Origin of the sequence: Arthrobacter oryzae (assembly GCF_037911235.1) — a bacterium.
GTDB classification, from domain to species: domain Bacteria; phylum Actinomycetota; class Actinomycetes; order Actinomycetales; family Micrococcaceae; genus Arthrobacter; species Arthrobacter oryzae_E.
Genome location: NZ_JBBLYW010000019.1, coordinates 1 through 20224, shown reverse-complemented (window position 1 = coordinate 20224; position 20224 = coordinate 1). Strand labels below are relative to the sequence as shown.

21 protein-coding genes, 1 other RNA gene and 1 riboswitch are annotated in these 20224 nt (G+C 65.3%); of the genes, 5 read left to right on the top strand and 17 right to left on the bottom strand.

Going from position 1 to position 20224, the window contains the following annotated elements:
* Nucleotides 1–22: 22 nt before the first annotated feature.
* The 3 genes from WMN78_RS05910 to ssrA all read left to right on the top strand — a co-directional run bounded on the left by WMN78_RS05910 (nucleotide 23) and on the right by ssrA (nucleotide 2555).
* Nucleotides 23–1402 (top strand): peptidoglycan DD-metalloendopeptidase family protein, encoded by a 1380-nt coding sequence (locus tag WMN78_RS05910; RefSeq protein ID WP_425341121.1) that lies wholly within the window; start codon nucleotides 23–25, stop codon nucleotides 1400–1402.
* Between the two features lie 152 nt (nucleotides 1403–1554).
* Nucleotides 1555–2025, top strand: coding sequence for an SsrA-binding protein SmpB (gene smpB, locus WMN78_RS05905; RefSeq protein ID WP_043482605.1), 471 nt, complete (start codon nucleotides 1555–1557; stop codon nucleotides 2023–2025).
* Between the two features lie 161 nt (nucleotides 2026–2186).
* Nucleotides 2187–2555: a transfer-messenger RNA gene (gene ssrA / locus WMN78_RS05900) on the top strand.
* 115 nt (nucleotides 2556–2670) lie between these two features.
* Here ssrA and WMN78_RS05895 read toward each other — a convergent pair.
* The 11 genes from WMN78_RS05895 to WMN78_RS05845 all read right to left on the bottom strand — a co-directional run bounded on the left by WMN78_RS05895 (nucleotide 2671) and on the right by WMN78_RS05845 (nucleotide 11488).
* Nucleotides 2671–2805 carry a hypothetical protein gene (locus WMN78_RS05895; protein ID WP_340532621.1) on the bottom strand — a complete coding sequence of 45 codons (135 nt, stop codon included), beginning with the start codon at nucleotides 2803–2805 and terminating at the stop codon, nucleotides 2671–2673.
* Nucleotides 2806–2950: 145 nt separating this feature from the next.
* Nucleotides 2951–3322 (bottom strand): hypothetical protein, encoded by a 372-nt coding sequence (locus tag WMN78_RS05890; protein ID WP_340532620.1) that lies wholly within the window; start codon nucleotides 3320–3322, stop codon nucleotides 2951–2953.
* An 82-nt stretch (nucleotides 3323–3404) separates the two neighbouring features.
* Nucleotides 3405–3788: a CrcB family protein gene (locus WMN78_RS05885; RefSeq protein ID WP_340532618.1), complete on the bottom strand. Its 384-nt coding sequence runs from the start codon at nucleotides 3786–3788 to the stop codon at nucleotides 3405–3407.
* Nucleotides 3785–4204 carry a fluoride efflux transporter FluC gene (locus tag WMN78_RS05880; protein WP_425341120.1) on the bottom strand — a complete coding sequence of 140 codons (420 nt, stop codon included), beginning with the start codon at nucleotides 4202–4204 and terminating at the stop codon, nucleotides 3785–3787. The genes WMN78_RS05885 and WMN78_RS05880 overlap by 4 nt, the downstream gene beginning before the upstream one ends.
* A 29-nt stretch (nucleotides 4205–4233) precedes the next feature.
* On the bottom strand, nucleotides 4234–4947 hold the full coding sequence (locus WMN78_RS05875) for a metal-dependent transcriptional regulator (RefSeq protein WP_340532614.1): 714 nt from the start codon (nucleotides 4945–4947) through the stop codon (nucleotides 4234–4236).
* Between the two features lie 31 nt (nucleotides 4948–4978).
* The gene (locus tag WMN78_RS05870) at nucleotides 4979–5752 is read right to left on the bottom strand and encodes a class I SAM-dependent methyltransferase (RefSeq protein ID WP_340532612.1); all 774 of its coding nucleotides are present in this window, start codon (nucleotides 5750–5752) and stop codon (nucleotides 4979–4981) included.
* Between the two features lie 91 nt (nucleotides 5753–5843).
* Entirely contained in the window at nucleotides 5844–7265 is a 1422-nt protein-coding gene (locus WMN78_RS05865; RefSeq protein ID WP_340532610.1) for an aminotransferase class V-fold PLP-dependent enzyme, read from the bottom strand.
* A gap of 35 nt (nucleotides 7266–7300) precedes the next feature.
* Nucleotides 7301–7414, bottom strand: a riboswitch (SAM riboswitch).
* A gap of 170 nt (nucleotides 7415–7584) precedes the next feature.
* Nucleotides 7585–8397, bottom strand: coding sequence for a histidinol-phosphatase (gene hisN, locus WMN78_RS05860; protein ID WP_340532608.1), 813 nt, complete (start codon nucleotides 8395–8397; stop codon nucleotides 7585–7587).
* Nucleotides 8398–8451: 54 nt separating this feature from the next.
* Entirely contained in the window at nucleotides 8452–9567 is a 1116-nt protein-coding gene (locus tag WMN78_RS05855) for a ribosome small subunit-dependent GTPase A (RefSeq protein WP_340532607.1), read from the bottom strand.
* A complete protein-coding gene (gene aroA, locus WMN78_RS05850; RefSeq protein WP_340532605.1) occupies nucleotides 9557–10933 on the bottom strand; it encodes a 3-phosphoshikimate 1-carboxyvinyltransferase in 1377 nt (458 codons plus the stop codon). The genes WMN78_RS05855 and aroA overlap by 11 nt, the downstream gene beginning before the upstream one ends.
* Before the next feature lie 6 nt (nucleotides 10934–10939).
* Complete coding sequence (locus WMN78_RS05845; RefSeq protein ID WP_340532604.1) at nucleotides 10940–11488, bottom strand: DoxX family protein; 549 nt, start codon at nucleotides 11486–11488, stop codon at nucleotides 10940–10942.
* Between the two features lie 385 nt (nucleotides 11489–11873).
* On the opposite strand from WMN78_RS05845, the gene WMN78_RS05840 reads away from it, so the two are divergent.
* Nucleotides 11874–12650, top strand: coding sequence for a sigma-70 family RNA polymerase sigma factor (locus tag WMN78_RS05840; RefSeq protein ID WP_425341119.1), 777 nt, complete (start codon nucleotides 11874–11876; stop codon nucleotides 12648–12650).
* Nucleotides 12647–12907: a mycothiol system anti-sigma-R factor gene (rsrA, locus tag WMN78_RS05835; protein ID WP_305941526.1), complete on the top strand. Its 261-nt coding sequence runs from the start codon at nucleotides 12647–12649 to the stop codon at nucleotides 12905–12907. The genes WMN78_RS05840 and rsrA overlap by 4 nt, the downstream gene beginning before the upstream one ends.
* A gap of 76 nt (nucleotides 12908–12983) precedes the next feature.
* On the opposite strand, the gene WMN78_RS21110 is transcribed toward rsrA, so the two are convergent.
* From WMN78_RS21110 to WMN78_RS05810, 6 genes are all read right to left on the bottom strand, one after another.
* Nucleotides 12984–13058 carry a 50S ribosomal protein bL37 gene (locus tag WMN78_RS21110; protein ID WP_369299106.1) on the bottom strand — a complete coding sequence of 25 codons (75 nt, stop codon included), beginning with the start codon at nucleotides 13056–13058 and terminating at the stop codon, nucleotides 12984–12986.
* A 100-nt stretch (nucleotides 13059–13158) separates the two neighbouring features.
* The gene (locus tag WMN78_RS05830) at nucleotides 13159–13782 is read right to left on the bottom strand and encodes a PadR family transcriptional regulator (RefSeq protein ID WP_340532602.1); all 624 of its coding nucleotides are present in this window, start codon (nucleotides 13780–13782) and stop codon (nucleotides 13159–13161) included.
* A complete protein-coding gene (locus tag WMN78_RS05825) occupies nucleotides 13783–14610 on the bottom strand; it encodes a DUF4097 family beta strand repeat-containing protein (protein ID WP_340532601.1) in 828 nt (275 codons plus the stop codon).
* A gap of 81 nt (nucleotides 14611–14691) precedes the next feature.
* Nucleotides 14692–15942 carry a serine hydrolase domain-containing protein gene (locus WMN78_RS05820; protein ID WP_340532599.1) on the bottom strand — a complete coding sequence of 417 codons (1251 nt, stop codon included), beginning with the start codon at nucleotides 15940–15942 and terminating at the stop codon, nucleotides 14692–14694.
* A 117-nt stretch (nucleotides 15943–16059) separates the two neighbouring features.
* Entirely contained in the window at nucleotides 16060–16659 is a 600-nt protein-coding gene (locus WMN78_RS05815; RefSeq protein ID WP_028270134.1) for a GDSL-type esterase/lipase family protein, read from the bottom strand.
* A gap of 154 nt (nucleotides 16660–16813) precedes the next feature.
* Nucleotides 16814–20224 (bottom strand): multifunctional oxoglutarate decarboxylase/oxoglutarate dehydrogenase thiamine pyrophosphate-binding subunit/dihydrolipoyllysine-residue succinyltransferase subunit (locus WMN78_RS05810; protein WP_340532597.1); only part of this gene is annotated, 3411 nt, incomplete at its 5' end.

Genomic DNA, 20224 nt, shown 5'->3' with positions numbered 1-20224 from the left:
CGAAGGATTGACCATGACAGAAATGGACCGCAAGGCCCGCAGGCTCCGGACACCGGGACGGGGCAGCCGCATCATCAGCGCTGCCCTGGCGCTGGTCCTTGCCGCGAGCCTGGGCGCTTCCACCCCGGTGGCCTTCGCTGACGAACTCGAAGACAAGCAGGCAGCGCTTGAGGCCGAGGCGGCGCGTGTACAGCAGTCCCTTGAGTTCGTCGATGCCAAGATCGCCAAGGCCGCGGGAGACCTGGTGATCTACCAGGGACAGCTCCCGGCCGCCCAGCAGGCATTGCTGGAGGCGCAGGGCAAGGTAGCAAGTGCGGTGAAGGAAGTCGAAGCACTGGCCGCCCGAGTCGATCTGGCCCAGCAGAACAAAGCCAAGATCACGCAGCAGCTTGAAACCGACAAACAGAAAATCGCCGACACCAAGAAGCTCATCGGCCAGATCGCCACCCAGGCATACAAGTCGGGCGGCGTTCCCTCCAACCTCACCCTCTTCTTTGGATCCAAAAGCGGCGGCAGCCTGACGGACACGATGGACCTCGCGGACCAGGCCATGCGCAGCCAGAACTCGGCGATGGACAAGCTGTCCCAGCAGAACGCCACCAACGTCAATTCGCAGGCACGCCTGCAAGCGGTTGAGGCGGAGATCAAGGATCTCAAGGCCAAGGCGGATGCCGCGCTGGCCCGGGAGAAGGCAGCCCGCGACGAAGCTGCAGCCAAGAAGGAACAGGTGGACAAGCTCATCGCTGACACCACCCGGATCAACAACGAGCTGCAGGCCGCGAAGCCCGGCATCCAGAGCCAGCTCTCCAAGGTCCAGGCCGCGCAGAACGCCGTGGCCGCGGAGATCGTTGAACGTGACAGGAAGCTGCGCGAGGCGTGGGAAGCTGAGCAGCGCCGCATCGCCGAGGCCGCAGCCGCCGCAGCAAGGGCCGCAGGGCAGGCAGCCAAGCCCTACGTTCCGCAGGTCGGGCCTCCCTCCGCCTTTGGGTTGCGGCACCCGTTCTCGTCCGACGTCGCCATCACCTCCGGCTTCGGGTGGCGCGCGACGCCTCCCGGCACAGTCGACTTCTACGGCTCCGGCGGCTACATGCACACGGGCATCGACTTCGGCGCCGGCTGCGGCACCCCGGTCTACGCTCCGGCGGCCGGCACTGTCGTTTCAGCGGGCTGGGGCAGCGACGGCGGCGGAAACAACGTGAAGATTTCGCATGGCGTTGTCCAGGGCAACTCGTTGACCACCGTCTACTACCACAACAGCAGCGTGGTGGTGTCCATGGGCCAGCAGGTCAGCCAGGGTCAGCTCATCGCCTATTCAGGCACAACCGGCAACTCAACAGGCTGCCACTCGCACTTCGAGACCTGGCTTAACGGGCAGGCCGTTGATCCGATGATCCTGCTCTGACGGTTGCGTCCACGCGGGCACGAGCATGCTCTGCCAACCACGGTCGGGGCAATGGCCGGTACCCACGGCAGGCCTGGCCCTGCCGTAGAATTAAATAGCTCCGACCACAACGTCGGGGAAAGCATCCAGACCAAGAGTTGAGGAGTTCCACCGTGCCGAAAGAAAGTGGCCGTAAGGTAGTGGCCACCAACCGGAAGGCCCGGCATGACTACCATGTCCTGGATACCTATGAGGCGGGCATTGCCTTGATGGGGACGGAAGTTAAATCCCTTCGCGAGGGCCACGCCTCCATGGTTGACGGGTTCTGCACGTTCTATAACGACGAACTCTGGATGGAGGGGATTCACATTCCCGAATACAACCAGGGGAGCTGGACCAACCACTCCGCCCGGCGGCGGCGCAAACTGCTGCTGCACCGCGAGGAACTGACCAAGATCTCACACAAGGTCCGCGAATCGGGCTTCACCATCGTTCCGCTCCAGCTGTACTTCCTGGACGGCAAGGCGAAAGTGGAGATCGGCGTCGCCCGCGGTAAGAAGGAATACGACAAGCGGCAGACGCTCCGCGAACAGCAGGACAAGCGCGAAGCGCTGCGCGTCATGCGCGAGAGAAACCGCGGCTGAACCAGACGGTGAACGTGCCGCTGAACCAGCCGCTGAATCCGCCTCCGGCTTGCCGGGAATGATTCCGGGCGGCGGTGCGTTATGATTGGTAGTCCGGGAAGGAACGGCGCGGAAACCGCAAGGAGTCTGCAAGGAACCTGACCGGTTTGGTAACAAAATACGGGGATGATCGGTTTCGACGATGTTAGTCGCGACAGGTGAAGCGGGCCGAGGATGCAGAATTATCTCGTAAACGCTGTCTGCAAAACAATAAGTGCCAAACAAACGCGCACTGACTTCGCTCTCGCTGCCTAAGCAGTAAGACAGTCCGTCAGCCCGGGATTGCTATCGTCCCGGATCCTGGCGTCATTAAGATAGCCACTGCTGTTGACCTTCGTCATTGGGGTGAACGGGACTCTTAAATGACTGGGCCCGGATCAGCTACCTGTTTGCAGGATAGCTGGGGCCGAGAAAATCCGACGCAAACTGCGCCCGGAGAAGCCCTGACAACACGACATCGGACGGGGGTTCAATTCCCCCCATCTCCACCATCGGGACAGCGGCAACGCGGTTCCACCCGGTGCAAAAGGCCGGAAGCGAAAGCTTCCGGCCTTTTGTTTTCTGCACCGTTCCTGCATTCTCCAGCGGCCGTCGGCGGCCGCGGATCTAGCGCTTCTTGATGTGCGCCACGGGGTCTACGTGGGCGTCCAGCTCATGCTTGGACTTCTTGTCGGCCCTCTTTTGCTTGATGGTCTTGTCCGATTTCTTGGTGACCTGCCGGTGCGGCGATTTGTCAGGCATGTCGCCCTCCCTTACATCGGGGCCTTGAATAAGCCCCGTGCTTGTAAGGTACGCCTGTTTTGCCGCGAATGAAACTGGCTCCATCGGCGGCCTCAGACCCCGGTCCTTCTACGTGCACCGCGGCTCCTGGCCGGGCGCCGGAACGTCAGGAACCCGGCACCTCAACGTCCACGATTCCGACGAATCGGCTGCCGATTCCCTCGTATTCGCTGCGCACCTGGCCTGGCAGGACCGGCGGCAAGTCGGCCGGTGCATGATGGACGCAGCAGACGTACGTAAACGGCGGCCACCATTTCTTGGGCCGGGCGGCTTCCGAGAAACCGCAGACCGCGCAGGTCAGCTGGACCCAGACGGGCCGCTTGCCGGTGCGGTTCGCCTTGGACTGAACCAGCCAGGCCGGGGGGTTGTCCAGGAGCTCGGACAGTTCGGCGTCCGACAGCCGGGCCGGGATACCGTGACGGTGTGCCATTTCCAGCGGAATATCGAGGATCTGAGCTGCTTCACGTCGCGTAACCATCGTTTAACGATACGGGACGCCGGACCGCTTCAGATTCACGACGGCGGGACGCCGGCGCCCGCGGCCGTCCCGCCCCATGCTGTCAGCCGGCGAGCAGTCCACCGGTGAGGGCGATGCCGGCCGCGGCCGCCGAGAGCCCGGCCAGGAGATTGACGCCCACGTTCAGCGCCGCTGCCAGATACCGGACCTCGCTGACGAGCCGGATCGTCGCAGTGGTCCAGGAACTGAACGTCGTCAGGCCGCCGGCCAGCCCGGTGGCGATCGCCGTCTGCCACTCCGCGCCGAGCCCCAGCCTGCCGGTCACGCCCAGGGACAGGCCGATGATCAGCGAGCCAAGAACATTTACCAGCAGTGTTGCCCAGGGCCAGTGCCTGCGTATCCCCGCGCGATGGGCGAACCACGTGTCGATGGTGAACCTGAGCAACCCTCCGGCCACGCCGAAGACCCCGACCAACAGTGCAGTCATGAGGCTCCGGCCGTCCGGTCGCTCAGGGCCTTGCCGGTTTTCCAGCCCACGGCGGCCGCACCGAGCCCCAGCACCAGCGAAAGCCCGAGATAGATCAGCCACGTCAGGTGCTGCCCGGAGCGTGCCTGCTGGTCAATGGTAAAGACCACTGCCGAGAAGGTGGTGAAGGACCCCAGCAGCCCCGGGCCGATACCGGCCCTCAACCAGAACGCGGTCCTGGGGCGCGCGATCCACACTGTGGTGAGGGCGGCAAGGACGAAGCTTCCGCAAACGTTGACGGCCAGCGTGGTCCAGGGAACTGCTCCCGCGGTTTCCGGGAAGAGCACACCGAGGCCATAGCGGAGCTCCGTCCCCACGAGTGCGCCGACAGCCACTGCCGTCCATGCCCGCCAGCCTGGGCTCTTGTCGGCCTTCACGCCGGAAACCTTCATCCAGGAGGAACCATTCAGGCGTCTGCCAGCCGGCAACCGGCATGGCGGGACTCGCTGTGCACCCACAGGGCTGACGACACCTCATCGGCGAGGTCGAATTCGCGGTGGCTGCCTGCGGTGCCGATCCGGACCACGAGGGCTCCGCCGAACGGCTTCCGGCCGAGGACTTCGATGTCGGCGTCGAGGTCGATTTCCTCGGCCGAGAGATAGCGCAGGAGCTCGGGATTGTCGTCGCTGATCCTGGTGATCCGGCCTGTGTGGCCTTCGTCGAGTTCGCTCATGCGGTGGGCGTGCGGCATGTGGACGGTGCCGTCGGCTGCCGGGATGGGATCGCCGTGCGGGTCGCGCAGCGGATTGCCAAGCTTGCGCGCCATCCGCTCGATGAAGGTATCCGATACGGCATGTTCCAGGAGTTCGGCTTCGTCGTGGACCTCGTCCCAGCTGTAACCGAGCTCCTGGACGAGGTAGGTCTCAATGAGCCGGTGACGGCGCACCATGGAAAGCGCGAGCCGGACGCCGTCGGCCGTGAGCGTGATGGCGCTGTAGGGCTTGTGGTCGACCAGGCCCTGGTCCTTGAGTTTGCGGACCATTTCCGAAACCGAGGAGTTGGCGACGCCGAGCCGTTGCGCAAGCTGCGAGGAAGTGATGGGTTTGTCCTGCCACTCCGTAAAGGAGTAGATGACCTTGACGTAGTCCTCGATGGAGGAGGAGGGCGCGCTGGTCTTCACGAGTCCAAGCCTACCGCTTTGGCGCCGGCGCTCACGTCTTGAACGCCCGCCAGGTCTGGGTCAGGTACGGCAGTTCCAGGACGTCGGAAGGGGAATGCGACAGGTGTTCGTGGAGGTACCAGTCCAGATTGGCCATAACCTTGGCCCTGGTGCTTTCTCCGGCGGCGAGGTAGTAGCTGCGGGATTTGGCCAGTTGGATGATGTCTCCGGTGGTCACCGGGTCTTCCCACCGTGTCAGGTGGCTCTCCAGCCCCTCGAACTCGGGGCCGACGACGGGGCGGAAGTCCGGCTTGTGCACATCGCCGGCATGCATGATCCGGGAAAGCCTGTGCACCCACGGGACCGACGTATCAAGCTGGTTCCACAACAGCCCCAGCACTCCGCCCTGGCGAAGGATGCGGGCAAGCTCGGTGCTGGCCAGGAGCGGATCGCACCAGTGCCATGCCTGGGCAACGCTCACGACGTCGAACGCTTCGTCCGCGAGGCCGGTGGCTTCCGCGGTGCCCACGAACGCGGGAACGCCCGGAAGTGCCAACCGCAGCTGCGTGAGCATGTCCTCCGAGGGATCCACCGCGGAGACGGCCAGTCCGCGCTGGACCAGCAACGCCGTGAACTTGCCGGTCCCGGCCCCGATGTCGGCGGCGTCGGACGCCCCGCCCGCCCTGCGGACGCTGCCGACGAGCCAGTCTGCGGAGTCGGCAGGATAACCGGGCCGGACGCGGTCGTAATGCTCGCCGCCGTCCTGGAAACTCTGGCCGAGCTCATAACGGCGCCGGTGGTGCAGTTTGGGGCCTCCCCGTGCCACGTGCAGTCTCCTTCGGGCAGGCTGGAATTCTTACCCCTCGAATTTACCGTACTGCGCGCGGCCCTGGACTTCGGTCCCTAGTCGTCGGTCCCTAGTCGTCGCTGCAGGGCGCTGCGCCGGCGGTGCCGGGAGTGTTGGGTGCCCAGTCCGGGTAGCTGCGGGTGTCATTGGCCGGCACCCAGCGGCCCGCGTCCACCACGTAGTCCCAGCCCAGTCCGGTCCGGCGGAGTTCCTCGATGCCGGCAAGCAGGCGCTGGGCATCCTCCAGCCGGGAGCCGACGCCGAAGCTTGCCCGCAGGGAGCCGGACGGCAGGCCCAGCCGCTTGAGCAGCGGATGGGCGCAAAAGCGGCCGTCCCGCAGGCCCACGCCGTGTTCAGCAGAGAGATAGGCCGCTACAAGTCCCGCGTCGTAGCCGGCCACGGAGAAGTTCACGACGCCGATGGTGTCTGTTGCCTGGTCCGTGTCGCTGAAAATCTGGTGCACCGTAACGCCGTCGATCTTTCGCAGCCCTTCCACGAGGAAGGACCGGATGGCTGTCTCATGCGCGTGCCACAGCTCCTGGTCCAGGGCACCGATGACCTGGGTGGCCCGGGCCAGCGTGGCCGCCCCGAGCACGTTGGGCGAGCCGCCTTCATGCCGTGCCGGTCCCGTGGCCCAGCTGACGGAGTCCAGCCGTGCCTCGCGGACGGCGCCGCCTCCTGCCAGGTGCGGGGTTCCGGCGTCGAGCCAGTCCGGCCGGCCGACCAGGACGCCGCTGCCGAAAGGCGCGTACAGTTTGTGGCCCGAAAAAGCGAGGTAGTCGACGTCGTCCGCGGCGATGTCGATCCGGCGGTGCGGTGCGAGCTGTGCCGCATCCACAACGATCCTTGCTCCGTGTTCGTGGGCCAGCGCGGCCAGCTCGCGGATCGGGAGGATCTCGCCGGTGACGTTGGAGGCGCCCGTGACGGCCAGCAGGCTGATGTCGCCTTGCCGGAGCTCGGACCGCAGGCTCTCCAAAGTGGCCTTCAGGGTGGAGGCGGCGACAACGCTGCGGTGCGGCACGCCCTGCCAGGGGAGCAGGTTGGCGTGGTGTTCGATGTCGAGGTACAGTACCTCGCCCGTGTGGCGGCCGTCGGCCACCGGGAGGCAGCCGGCCAGCAGGTTCAGCGAGTCGGTGGTGTTCCGAGTGAAAATGACGGAATCGTCCGGCCGGCCGCCCACGAACCCGCGGACGATGTTCCGGGCATTCTCGTACACTGACGTGCTGATCTGCGAGGCGTAGCCCGCCCCGCGGTGCACGCTGGCGTAGTACGGGAGGATCTCATTGAGGTAGGCGGAGACTACGGACAGCGCCGGCGCGGACGCGCCGTAGTCCAGGTTCGCGTAGCGGACGTGGCCGCCCTGGATCAGCGGCGCCTGGATTTCCGCTCCGGTGACGGCTGAGAGGGGGCGCCGGGCGACGCTGAACCGTTCGTCCAGAAGTCCTGCGGCGGAGGTGGTTCCGGGGGTGGCGGGGAACGTGGCAGTAGTCATGGGGACCTCACTGTAAAGGGACCCCTCACTCCGGGGATCCGCGCTTGCCGGGTCCGTTCCGGACCGGCCTGGTCGTCACCCGGGGCACCCCACCGCGAATGGAGGGTTGCCGGCCAGCAAACCGGGGTTTAGCGCTGGCACTCGTGACCTGCTTCGAGACTAGGACATTCACGGCGTCGCGGGAAAGCCGCGGCGAATATTAAGCACTTTGTTACGCACGGCGGAAGAACGGGGTTTCAGTCGAATATACGACGGCGGGCACCCCTTGGGAAGGGCGCCCGCCGTCGTTTATTCGGAATTTCGCTGATCTGCCACCGGATCAGAGGAGGTCGTCGAGGTCCGGGTTCAGCCGCTTGAGGACCTCGGAGTGGAGGATGGAATTGGTGGCGAGGGCGTTGCCGCCGAAGGGGCCGTCCACGCCTTCGAGGGAGGTGAAGCGGCCGCCGGCTTCGGTAACAATCGGCACCAGCGCGGCCATGTCGTAAAGGTTAAGCTCCGGCTCGCAGGCGATGTCCACTGATCCCTCGGCCACCATGCAGTAGGACCAGAAGTCGCCGTAGGCGCGGGTCCGCCAGACTTCCTCTGTGAGGCCAAGGAATTCGTCCAGGTTCCCGCGGTCCTTCCACCCGCCCAGGCTCGAATAGGAGAGCGAAGCGTCGGACAGCTTGGACACGTTCGAGACCTTCAGGCGCGTGGCAGCAGCGAGGGACCTTCCCATGTACGCGCCGGCATTTTTCGCGGCCCACCAGCGCTTGCCCAGCGCCGGGGCACTGACGAGGCCGACCACCGGCTCGCCCTCATCCACGAGGGCGATCAGGGTGGCCCATACCGGCACGCCGCGGACGAAGTTCTTGGTGCCGTCGATCGGGTCGATGATCCAGCGGCGGGAACCGTGCCCTGAACTGCCGAACTCTTCACCGAGGACGGCATCTCGCGGGCGGGAACGGGAGAGCTGGCCGCGGATGGACTCCTCAGCTGCCTTGTCAGCATCCGTTACCGGGGTCAGATCCGGTTTGGTTTCAATCTGAAGGTCCAGCGCCTTGAAGCGGCTCATGGTCTGGGAGTCGACGGAGTCGGCCAGGACATGGGCGAGCCGCAGGTCATCGTTGTAGCTCGAAGCGGGTTGGGTCATGTTTCCAAACTACCGTCTCCGGGGCCGGCCGGCCGGGAGGTCGCGTACCGGACCCTAGGAAACGATGCCGAGTTCCTTGGCTTCCTGCGCTTCCAAACGGGGATCGGTGCCGAGCAGGCGACGCAGGGAAGCCAGCCGCGCAGCACCGGACGGGCCAGCGTGGCCTTCGGCCACCCAGGCGTCCACGCCGCAGTTGACAGCAGAGGAATCATGCTTGCAGCCGCGTTCGCATGCGTCTGTTCCGGGCTCGAGGTCGGGGAAGGAACGCAGGATCCGGTCCGGATCCACGTGGGCCAGGCCGAAGGACCTGATGCCCGGGGTATCGATAATCCAGCTTCCGGCGGGCGCGTCACTGATCCTCAGGGCAAGCGCAGACGACGACGTGTGCCGCCCCCGCCCGGTGACGGCGTTGACCCCTCCGGTTGCCCGTTCAGCACCGGTCAGGGCATTGACCATGGTGGACTTCCCCACGCCCGAATGCCCCAGCATGACTGTGACCTTGCCGTTGAGGTGGGCCCGCAGCTGCGACACGGCGTCGCTGTCGAGGCGGGCGGAGAGTCCGTCGTCGGAGCGGGCATCGATTCCCGAGGCCGCTGCATCGGCCGTGCGGCTGATGATGACCGGAAAATCCAAGTGGCGGTAGTTGGACAGTAGTTCGGTGGGATCCTTGACGTCCGCCTTGGTGACCAGCAGCAGCGGCTCGATCCCGGCGTCGTAGGCCGCCACGAGCGCACGGTCGATAAAACCGGTACGCGGTTCCGGATTGGCGGCGGCAACCACCACAACAAGCTGGTCCGCATTGGCGACGACCGCCCGCTCGATAGGATCCGTGTCATCGGCGCTGCGCCGCAGCAGCGTGCGGCGGTCCTGGATCTTGACCAGCCGGGCAAGGGTATCCGGCGCTCCTGAAACATCCCCCACCAGCGACACGAAGTCCCCGGCGACGACAGGTGAACGGCGGAGTTCACGCGCACGTGCAGCGATCACCGTGCGTTCGTTGCCGCTGTCTTCGCCCACCACTGCCGTGTAGCGTCCGCGGTCCACCGTGACGATCCGGCCGGTCACGGCGTCGTCATGGCTGGGCCGGTCTTTGGTCCGCGGGCGTGAACCCTTCTTGTTGGGACGGATCCGGATATCGGACTCGTCCCACGACCCGGTGCTACGCCCCACTGGCCTGTTCCCCCTGGCGCCGCGGCGCCAGCATGGCTTCCCACAGTTGCGGGAAGTCCGGCATCGTTTTGGAGGTGGTGCCGATGTCTTCTACTTCCACGCCGGGCACGGCGAGGCCCAGGATGGCCCCGGCCGTGGCCATCCGGTGGTCAGCGTAGCTGTGGACGATGCCGCCGTGGAGCTTCGCGGGCCGGATCACCAGGCCGTCGGCGGTTTCCTCGGCGTCCCCGCCCAGGCGGTTGATTTCGGTGACGAGCGCAGCCAGCCGGTCCGTCTCATGCCCACGGAGGTGCGCTATGCCCGTCAGCCGCGACGGGCTCGTGGCCAGTGCGCACAGCGCGGCAACGGTCGGTGCCAGTTCGCTGGTATCCGCGAAGTCCGCGCCCTTGATTTCGGGCCCGCCCGTGACGGTGAGTGTCCCGTTGTCCAGGGTGACTGTGGCGCCCATCGCAGCCAGGATGCTGCGCCAAAGGTCACCCACCTGCGTGGTGGGTGTTGGCCAGTTGGGAATGCGGACGGTGCCGCCGGTTGCCAGCGCAGCCGCCAGGAAGGGACCGGCGTTGGACAGGTCCTGTTCAATTCGGCGGTCGAAGGCCCGGATGACGCCCGGCGCGACAACCCAGTGGTTCGGGACGGAATCGTCCACGGACACGCCAACCTCGCGCAGTACAGCCACGGTCATGTTGATGTGGTCGAGGCTGGGGACGGGTTTGCCCACGTGCTCGAGGTGCAGGCCCTCGGCGAAACGTGCACCGACAAGGAGCAGCGCCGACACGAACTGGGACGAGGCACTCGCGTCTATCACCAGGTGGCCGCCCCGCACTTCGCCCGTTCCGTCCACTGAGAACGGAAGCGACGAGGGCCTGGTTCCGTCCGCGGCACTGACGCCAACGCCAAGGGCAGCAAGCGCCTCGATGATGGTGCCCATCGGCCGCTTGCGGGCGTGCGCGTCGCCGTCGAAGACTGTGGCGCCGCTGCGGAGGGCGGCCACCGGAGGGACAAAGCGCATCACCGTTCCGGCGAGTCCGCAGTCGATAGCAACGTCACCCGGCACAGCGTCCGGGCTCAGGGGCGTGACCTCAAGGTCGGGGCCGAACGAGCCGTCTCCCGGAACTTCCCGGATGCCTGCTCCCAACTGGCGGAGGGCCTGGATCATCAGGGTCGAGTCGCGCGAGTGCAGGGGTGCGCGGAGACGGGACGGACCGTCTGCCAGGGCTGCAAGCACCAGATACCTGTTGGTGAGGGACTTGGAGCCCGGGACGGTGACTGTGGCATCGACCGGACCTTCGGCGAACGGCGCGGGCCAGCAGGAACCCGCCGCAGCCGGTGCGGACGGTACGGGGGTGGCGGGGGCAGTGCCTGTCATTCGTGCCTATGCTTTCACTGCGTGGTCCACGGCCTTGCGGACAGCCTTGTCGGCCTTCTTGAGCTTCTTCGAGGTGGTCTTCCTGGCGTCTGCAGCGAGGTGGCTGGCGCCCTTGCGGGCGTCGGCTGCCAGGTGCTCGGCCCGCCAGGCGAGGCTCGGCTTGCCCGCGGTGTCCACGGATGCAAGCAATACACCGCCGGTGAGGGTGACGTTCTTCAGGAGCTGGTTTCGCCGCGCGTCCCTGCCCTCCTTGGACGTGATGTCCGCGCTGCGCCACTCGACAAAGGCGTTCAGTGCTGAAATCACCGCAAGCACGGTGGCGGCCAGCCGGGCCGACTTGCCGAGTGCAAAAAGCACGCCGGCGCCCACCTGGGCGCCGCCGATGACGCGTGCCAGGACCTTTTCGTTGGTGGCGAACGGGAGGGAATCCGCAGCCCGGCGCAACAAGGGGGACAGCTGCGTCGCAGTGTCATCCGCGTTCTTGAGCTTGTCCAGGCCGGCAAGAACGAAACTTGAGGCCAGCATGGGCCGGGCGAGAATACGGACAAACGACATGAATTTCCTCCTGGGTGGACGAGCCGCGGAACTTCTGCGGGGGAACCGGTTCTAGTCTTGCACTTTTGCGGAATATTTGCCCGCCGGCCGTGGTTGTGAAAAGCAGGTCCCAGTGAGTCAGGGGCAGTGCTTGGCTACGGCCTGAGGCACTTGCGGACGCCGCGCGGGCGCGGCGCTGGGAGGGTCAGCGCGGGCGCCCGGCACCGACGCCTGCAAGGACGTCCTAGTAACGACGGACGTCAGGACACTGAGCGGAGATGGAGCTTTGACATTGGTTAGGGACAGCGTGGAACTCCTTGCGCCATTGGAGTTCTCCAGACGCGGCGGCGAGGCGGGCGGAGACCGTCCGGCGGCTGCCGGACGCGTCACAGTAGACTTGAAGGCAATGAGCACCATTGATCCGGCCGTTGCGGCCATATATGAGGCTGCCGGAAACGACGGCAAGACCACCACTGCGCCTCCGGCGGATGCCGCGGCTGGCAAGGACGCGGCGGTCGCGGAATCTGCGGAGGCGGAATCTGCGGAGGCGGAAGTCGACGTAGTGTCCGAGACCCCCGAGCAGCGCAGGCAGCGGTTTGAACGCGATGCCATGCAGTACGTTGACCAGCTGTATTCCGCTGCCATGAGGATGGCACGGAATCCGGCCGATGCTGAGGACCTGGTGCAGGAGGCCTACACCAAGGCGTTCTCCGCGTTCCATCAGTACAAGCCCGGGACCAACCTCAAGGCATGGCTTTACCGGATCCTCACCAACACATACATCAATCTTTACCGCAAGAGGCAGCGCGAGCCGCTGCAGTCGAACTCGGACACCATCGAGGACTGGCAGCTGGCACGGGCGGAATCGCACACCTCGTCCGGGTTGCGCTCTGCTGAAGCGGAAGCACTGGACCACCTTCCCGATTCCGATGTGAAACGCGCACTGCAGGCGATTCCGGAGGAATTCCGCCTCGCTGTGTACTTCGCCGACGTGGAGGGTTTCGCCTACAAGGAAATCTCAGACATCATGAACACCCCCATCGGCACTGTGATGTCCAGGCTCCACCGCGGCCGCAAAATGCTGCGCGACATGCTCGCGGACTACGCCGCAGAGCGGGGTTTCAAAGCCGCAGCCGATCCCGGCGCAGCGGCCGAAAGCACAAAACAGGAGAACAGGAAATGAGCGACTGCCAGGGACTGGGCGATTGCGATGACGCCCGGATGCAACGTATTTACGAATACCTGGACGGTGCGTTGACACACAGCGACATCGCCGAGATCAAGGATCACCTGGACGGTTGCCCGGAGTGCCTTGAGGAGTACGATCTCGAGTGCGTCATCCGCAAGGTGGTCAAGCGCTCCTGCACGGAAGCCGCCCCGGAGAACCTGAAGAGCGCCATCCTTGACCGGATCCACTCGATCCGCCCCGTCGAGGCCTAGTTCCACAGCAAAGGGCCCCGGAAACCATGTGGTTTCCGGGGCCCTTCGCTTTAAAGCTCATGTTCCAAACCGTAGCTTAGGTGTTGGGGCGCTTCCCGTGGTTCGCGCCGCCACGCTTACGGTCACGACGTTTACGTGCACGCTTGCTCATAGCTGGCCTCCTTAATCTTTTGGTACTCAAAAGAGCTGCCCTCAAGTCTCCCACATCACGCGACGGCCCGCGAACCGGCACCCTCAGTGACTGACGCAGTTCAGTAACTGTCGGCATTCAGGGAGTTACGGATGGAAATGCGGGCCTGGTCCAGGACCGTCCGGATCGTTTCGAGCGTGACCCCGCTGACAGGCGTAGCGCTTGCCCGGAGCCGAAGTTCCACCCGGAGGTCGTCCCTGAACGCCTGGACCAGCATTTCCGCCTCTTTCAGGGCGCGGTCGCCTTCCGGAGTGTGCCGCATGCCGCGCTCCGGAAAACCGGCAGAACGGGCAGACGCCCTGGCTGCTTCCGCCGTGGCGGCGAGGTCGGCCCGGAGGCCGCGCATGTTGACGCGGATATCCTCGCGCAAGTTGTCGGCCAGCCGGCGGACCGAGGCGGATATGTCATTCTCGACCCCGGCCAGTTCGTCCCGGCGCCGGTTGAGCTCCAGCAGCCCGGCGGGGGTAATGCGGTAGTTGGTGCGGCGTCCCACGGTTTCCGTCGCCACGAGCCCTTCCTCCTCGAGCTTGCCGAGCCGCGGGTAGATGGTGCCCGCGCTGGGGGAGTAGGTTCCGCCGAACCGTTCGCTGAGTGCTTTGATGAGCTCATAGCCGTGTTTGGGGCCGGATTCCAGAAGCGAGAGCAGATAGAGGCGAAGGGCGCCGTGGGCGAAGACCGGAGGCATCTAGGCCTCCGTTTCGGCGTCCGCAGGCGGCTGGCTGTGGATGATGTAGGTCTTGCCGGAGACGGAGTTCGTTCGGACGAGCATGAGCTGCTCATCCGGCCCGGCGATGGTCTGGACCTTGCCGCCCGGCACAACATATTTCTGGTCATCGATGACCACGGCGCCGCTGGCGGATTTGGCGACGATGTCCACTCCGACGTCGTGCGGGAGCCTGAGGGTGAGGTCGCCCGACACTGAGTTGGCCCCGAAATCGTGGGTGAATCCATGCAGGTCGAAGCTCATGTCGCCGCTAACCGTGTTGGCGCGGATGTTGCTGAACCGGCCGGAGGCCGTGACCTCGCCGGAGACGCTCTTGGCGGTAAGCACGCCGTCATGGTTCCGGGCAATGACGTCGCCGGAAACGGTGTTGACGTGGAGTTCCCCGCCGGTGCGGTCTGCCATGACGGAACCGGAGACGGTGTTTAGCTTTGTGTGCCCCGTGATCCCGGAGACGAGGCCGTCGCCGCTGACGGTACCTGCCTCAACTTCCACCCCGGCCGGCAGCGCAATGCTGATGACGATGGAGTTGGTGCTGCTGTTGTTGACCGTCTCCATGAGGTTCTTGAACCAGCCCTGGGCGCCGTGCAGCTGGTGGCGCACCTCAAGCCGGCCGTTGACGTTGGTGATGGTCAGCGGGTCGCCGTGGATTTCGGACACTTCGATCCGCGTAACGTCCTCGTCGTGGCTGACGACGTCGAACCGTCCCCGGATGATTCCGAGTTTAAGTGATCTGACGCCGTCCACGTCGATGGTTTGCGGACCGGTAACGGTCCAGGTGTTCTCGTCCACTGCGCCCTCCAAGTTGCGATATATCGTGAATATATTTTGACGATATATCGCGTTCCACGCGAATGCAATGGGCGACGGCGGCTACCAGTAGATTTTTCCGATCAGTGTCCGGGCAATCGTGGTGGCCGGGTCCCGGCCATCCGGCGCCGGGGCCAGATTGGTCCAGACGACAAGGGTGACCCGGTTGGCGGGGTCGTGGCCTGCGAAGCTGTTGAAGCCGGGCAGTTCACCGGTATGCCCGTAGAGCTTCCCGAATTTTGCGATTCCCAGCCCATAGAGCGCGCCTCCCGGGTCATCGGCTTTTACCGGCCGCGGACTGTCAAGACGCTGCTTCTGCAGGCCGGGCCCCAGGACCTTCCCGCCGCCCAGTGCCTCTGCCCAGGTTGCCAGGTCTTCCGCGGTGGAAATTCCGGACCCGGCGGACCAGGCCCACGAGGTGTTCATGGCTGTCTGGTCTGCGGGCAGGAGGGTTCCGTCGGCGGCAGCCTTTTGCATGTCCTCGGGGAGGGCCGGGTCGTCGAGGGTCAGCACGTTGGTCCCGAACATGTAGCCCTGCGGATGCGGTGCCGGAATTGCGTTGGACGCCTGCTCCGGAAACACGGATCCGGTCAGTCCGAGCGGGGTGAACAGCCTGTCGCGGAACGCCGCGGCGAGCGGTTTGCCGTCCAGGGCTTCCGCGATCAGGCCCAGGAGCACCGTGTTGGTGTTGGAATAGTGGAAGCCCTCGCCGGGAGCGAAGTACGGCGGATGGCGGAAGGCTGCGGCAAGCAGTTCATCGGTGGTCCACACCTTTCCTGGATCGGTATCGAGGACCTGGTTTACATCGGGGTCCTCGGTGTAGTTGTAGAGTCCGCTGCGCATCGTCAACAACTGTTCGATGGTGATGTTTGCGCCGTTCGGCACTTCAGGACGGTAATCCGCCACCGGGTCGTCGAGCTTGATCTTCCCTTCCTGGACCAACTGCAGAATGACAGTGGTGGTCCAGGTCTTCGTGATGGAGCCGATCCGGACGTGGTCCGCCGGCGTCACGGGGTCCGTGCCGCCGAAGCTTCGCACGCCGTACGTGTAGGTGAGGTTCCCGCCGGGGGTCCGCAGCAGCATCGCCGCGCCGGGGACGCGCAGTTCCTGGGCGGCGTTCTTGAAGGCCTGCTCGAGCGCCGCCTGGTCGAACCGCTGCAGGGCGCCGTCGGAGGATGCCTCTGAGGCCGGCTGCGACCCGGGTGGCGCCGGAGCCTGCCCGGCACTGCAGCCTGCAGCCGGCAGTGCCAAAACCAGTGCCAGTGCCAGCGCTGCCGCGGTATTCGAGGCCTTGGATTTTCCGGTGACGGTCATGACCCACAACCTTTTGTCGACGGCGGTATGGGGCCATTGGGGCACGTGCGGGCCGCAGGTGTCAAGCCTTCCCTGCGCGGGCAGGCCGGGACGCCGGCGTCGTGCGTGGTGCCGTTCCTACTCCGGGGCGGCGATGCCGAGCCACTGGAACCAGCCGCGGTGCAGCACGAGCCAGGCCATCAGGCCGTAGCCCGCCTGTCCCGGCGTTCCGCCGTTGGCGGCGAGGTCCTGGCGCCACTGCTCGTGGTTGAGCAACGGGGAGAAGGTATCCACGTACAGGTGTTTGCGCCGCGTGGTGACATCGGCGAATGCCGTGTTCAGTTCCCCCAGCCGGCGGTTCTGCGAGGGGTCAAGTGACGGCGGCGGGCCCACCACGAAGACCTCGATTTTGTTTTGGGACGCCGAATCCAGGATGTTGGCCAGGTTGAGGCGGCTGCGGGCTGTGGAAAGTCCGAACTCGACGTCACGCCCGCTCAGCCCGATCACCAGCCGGTTTTCGTGGTTGTTGCCGAAGCGTCGTCCGGCTTCATCAAGCCAGCGGGCTGCCAGGCCCTCGGTGCCTTCCTGCGGGCAGGGGAGGGGGTAACACTCAACGGTTATGCCGTCCTGCGGAGTGCGGGCCAACACTCGGCCCAGCCAGCCCAGCGCCCGGGGATCGCCCAGGCCGGCCAGCAGTTCATCTCCAACAGCCGCAATCCGCAGCTTTCTGTCTTCCACCACTACCTCTTAACCTCAATGTGCAACAAAATTAGCGTTCCATGGATACGGGTTCCTGGCCAACTTCGGCGGCTGGCTGCTGTCCCCTTATCCATTAAGCAACGCTGCCCGGCCGGAGTCGTGAATGTCGAGCTCCGGCCGGGCAGCGTTCAAGCTACTTCCGTGAAAACGCCTGCTTGAGGAGGGTGTCCTGCTCCGCAGCGTGCCGCTTCATTGAACCGGCTGCCGTGGAGGCCGAGGCCGGGCGCGAGACCAGCTTCACCCGGCGGTCCAGTGCGTCGGGCAGGTTCAGGCCCATGAACGGCCACGGGCCCTGGTTCGCCGGTTCGTCCTGTGCCCACACCACTTCGGCGTTGGGGTACTTGGCAAGCTCGGCGGCGATTTCAGCGGCAGGCAGCGGGTAGAGCTGCTCGACGCGGACGATCGCAGTGGTCTTGTCGCCGGTCTTCTGCCGCGTGGACAGGAGATCGTAGTACAGGCGGCCGGACACCAGCAGAACGCGCTCCACGGCATCCGCCTGCAGCTGTTCGTGGTCGCCGATGACGGGCTGGAAGGCGCCGGTGGTGAAGTCCTCCACGGAAGAGGCTGCGGCCTTCAGGCGGAGCAACTGCTTGGGCGTGAAGATGATGAGCGGCTTCCGCGGCCGGCTGTACGCCTGGCGGCGCAGCAGGTGGAAGTGGGAAGCCGACGTCGTGGGGTTGGCCACGATCATGTTGTCTTCGGCGCAGAGCTGCAGGAAGCGCTCGATCCGTGCGGACGAGTGGTCCGGACCCTGGCCCTCGTAGCCGTGGGGCAGCATGAGCACCAGCGAAGAGCGCTGGCCCCATTTCTGCTCAGCCGAGGAGATGAACTCATCGATGATGGTCTGCGCGCCGTTGACGAAGTCACCGAACTGCGCTTCCCACAGCACCAGGGCGTCGGGACGCTCCACGGAGTAGCCGTATTCGAAGCCCATGGCCGCGTATTCGGACAGCAGGGAGTCATAGATCCACAGTTTGGCCTGGTCATCGGAGAGGTTGCCCAGGGGCAGCCACTCGTTGCCGTTGGCGCGGTCGTGGAACACAGCGTGGCGCTGCACGAAGGTGCCGCGGCGCGAGTCCTGGCCGGCAAGCCGGACCGGAACGCCTTCCATGATGAGTGAGCCAAAGGCGGCGATCTCGCCAAAGCCCCAGTCGATGCCACCCTCGCGGGACATTTGTTCGCGCTTCTCCAGGAGCTGCTTGAGCTTGGCGTGGACCGTGAAGCCCTCGGGGATCTCGATGTGGGCCTTGCCGATGCGCGCCAGCGTTTCGGCGGAGATCGCGGTGGACGCCGGCGCGTTGATGTCGAGATCGGTCTGCTGGGCGATGGGACGCTCAAGGTCCGAGACGGCAGCCGAATCCGCGGTGATGATCGGGATCGGCGAGGTCTGCGCTGCGTGGGTCTCGGCGAAAACGCGTTCCAGCCGTTCCTGGTAGTCGCGGAGCAGCTGCTCTGCTTCTTCCTCGGTGATGTCGCCGCGGCCGATCAGCGATTCGGTGTACAGCTTGCGGACCGAGCGCTTGGCTTCGATCAGGTTGTACATCAGCGGCTGGGTCATCGAGGGGTCGTCGCCCTCGTTGTGACCGCGGCGCCGGTAGCAGACCATGTCGATGACAACGTCCTTGTGGAAACGCTGGCGGAACTCGTAGGCAAGCTGGCCGATGCGGACCACGGCCTCCGGGTCGTCGCCGTTCACGTGGAACACCGGAGCCTGGATCATCTTGGCGACGTCCGTGGAGTAGGTGGAGGAACGCGACGACGACGGTGCGGTAGTGAAGCCCACCTGGTTGTTGACCACCACATGGATGGTGCCGCCGGTGCGGTAGCCGCGCAGTTGGGAGAGGTTGAGCGTTTCCGCCACCACGCCCTGGCCTGCGAACGCGGCGTCACCGTGAACCATGATGGGGAGCACGGGGAAGGCCTCGCCCTGGTCCAGGCGGTCCTGCTTGGCGCGGACGATGCCTTCGAGGACGGAGTCCACGGCCTCGAGGTGCGAGGGGTTGGCGGCGAGGTAGACCTTCGTTTCCTTGCCGTTGTCCGACGTGAAGGTGCCCTCGGTGCCGAGGTGGTACTTGACGTCGCCGGAGCCCTGCACGGAGCGCGGGTCCTGGGTGCCTTCGAATTCGCGGAAGACCTGTGCGTAGGTCTTGCCGGCGATGTTGGTGAGCACGTTCAGGCGGCCTCGGTGGGCCATGCCGATCGCCACTTCATCGAGGTTGTCGTCGGCAGCATCGGAGATGATGGCGTCCAGCAACGGGATCAGCGACTCCCCGCCCTCCAGCGAGAACCGCTTCTGGCCCACGAACTTGGTCTGCAGGAAGGTTTCGAAGGCTTCCGCGGCGTTGAGCTTGGAAACGATGCGCAGCTGCTCTTCGCGGCTCGGCTTGGAGTACGGGTGCTCGATCTGGTCCTGGAACCATTTGCGCTCCGCGGGGTCCTGGATGTGCATGTATTCGATGCCGGTGGTGCGGCAGTAGGCGTCCCGGAGCACGCCGAGGATGTCGCGGAAGGCAAGCATGGGCTTGCCACCGAAGCCGCCTGTGGGCCACTCGCGGTCGAGGTCCCACAGGGTCAGCCCGTAGGTGAGCACATCGAGGTCCGGGTGCTTGCGCTGCACGTATTCGAGCGGATCGGTGTCCGCCATAAGGTGGCCGCGCACGCGGTAGGAGTGGATCAGCTGCTGGATCCGGGCGACCTTGTTGATCTGGTCGGCCGGGTCAACCTGCAGGTCCGGGCTCCAGCGCACGGGCTCATACGGGATGCGCAGGGATTCGAAGATCTCGTCGTAGAAGTTCTGCGCACCCAGCAGGAGCTGGTGCACGAGCTTCAGGAATTCGCCGCTGCCGGCACCCTGGATGACACGGTGGTCATAGGTGGAGGTCAGCGTGAGGACCTTGCTGATGGCGTTGTGCGCGATGATCTTCTCGCTGGCACCCTGGAACTCGGCCGGGTAGTCCAGCGCGCCGACGCCGATGATGGCAGCCTGGCCCTTGGAAAGGCGGGGCACGGAGTGCACGGTGCCGATGCCGCCCGGGTTGGTGAGGGAAACCGTGGTGCCGGAGTGGTCGTCGGCGGTCAGCTTGCCGTTGCGGGCCCGCTTGATGAGGTCCTCGTAGGTGTGCCAGAACTCGGAGAAGTTGAGGGTCTCCGCTTTCTTGATGTTCGGCACCATCAGCAGGCGTGTGCCGTCCGGCTTGGGCATGTCGATGGCGATGCCGAAGTTCACGTGTGCTGGCTGGACTGCAACGGGCTTGCCGTCCACTTCGTCGTAGTAGACGTTCATGGAGGGGAACTGGGACAGGGCGCGGATGACGGCATAGCCGATGAGGTGCGTGAAGGAAACCTTGCCGCCGCGGGCACGGGCCAGGTTGGAGTTGATGACCACCCGGTTGTCGATCAGCAGCTTGGCCGGGATGGCGCGGACACTGGTGGCCGTGGGAACTTCCAGGCTGGTAACCATGTTGGACGCGATGGCCTTCGCCGGTCCGCGGAGGACGGAGACGACGTCCTCTTCCGGAGCCGTGGGGGCCTTCACGTTCTTGGG

Excerpts from the sequence above, each read along its gene's own strand:
- WMN78_RS05910 (WP_425341121.1), top strand. The coding sequence starts at position 23 with ATGGACCGCAAGGCCCGCAGGCTCCGGACACCGGGACGGGGCAGCCGC.
- WMN78_RS05895 (WP_340532621.1), bottom strand. The coding sequence starts at position 2,805 with ATGCCTGACAAATCGCCGCACCGGCAGGTCACCAAGAAATCGGACAAG.
- WMN78_RS05890 (WP_340532620.1), bottom strand. The coding sequence starts at position 3,322 with ATGGTTACGCGACGTGAAGCAGCTCAGATCCTCGATATTCCGCTGGAA.
- WMN78_RS05885 (WP_340532618.1), bottom strand. The coding sequence starts at position 3,788 with ATGACTGCACTGTTGGTCGGGGTCTTCGGCGTGGCCGGAGGGTTGCTC.
- WMN78_RS05865 (WP_340532610.1), bottom strand. The coding sequence starts at position 7,265 with ATGACTACTGCCACGTTCCCCGCCACCCCCGGAACCACCTCCGCCGCA.
- hisN (WP_340532608.1), bottom strand. The coding sequence starts at position 8,397 with ATGACCCAACCCGCTTCGAGCTACAACGATGACCTGCGGCTCGCCCAT.
- aroA (WP_340532605.1), bottom strand. The coding sequence starts at position 10,933 with ATGACAGGCACTGCCCCCGCCACCCCCGTACCGTCCGCACCGGCTGCG.
- WMN78_RS05845 (WP_340532604.1), bottom strand. The coding sequence starts at position 11,488 with ATGTCGTTTGTCCGTATTCTCGCCCGGCCCATGCTGGCCTCAAGTTTC.
- WMN78_RS05840 (WP_425341119.1), top strand. The coding sequence starts at position 11,874 with ATGAGCACCATTGATCCGGCCGTTGCGGCCATATATGAGGCTGCCGGA.
- rsrA (WP_305941526.1), top strand. The coding sequence starts at position 12,647 with ATGAGCGACTGCCAGGGACTGGGCGATTGCGATGACGCCCGGATGCAA.
- WMN78_RS05830 (WP_340532602.1), bottom strand. The coding sequence starts at position 13,782 with ATGCCTCCGGTCTTCGCCCACGGCGCCCTTCGCCTCTATCTGCTCTCG.
- WMN78_RS05820 (WP_340532599.1), bottom strand. The coding sequence starts at position 15,942 with ATGACCGTCACCGGAAAATCCAAGGCCTCGAATACCGCGGCAGCGCTG.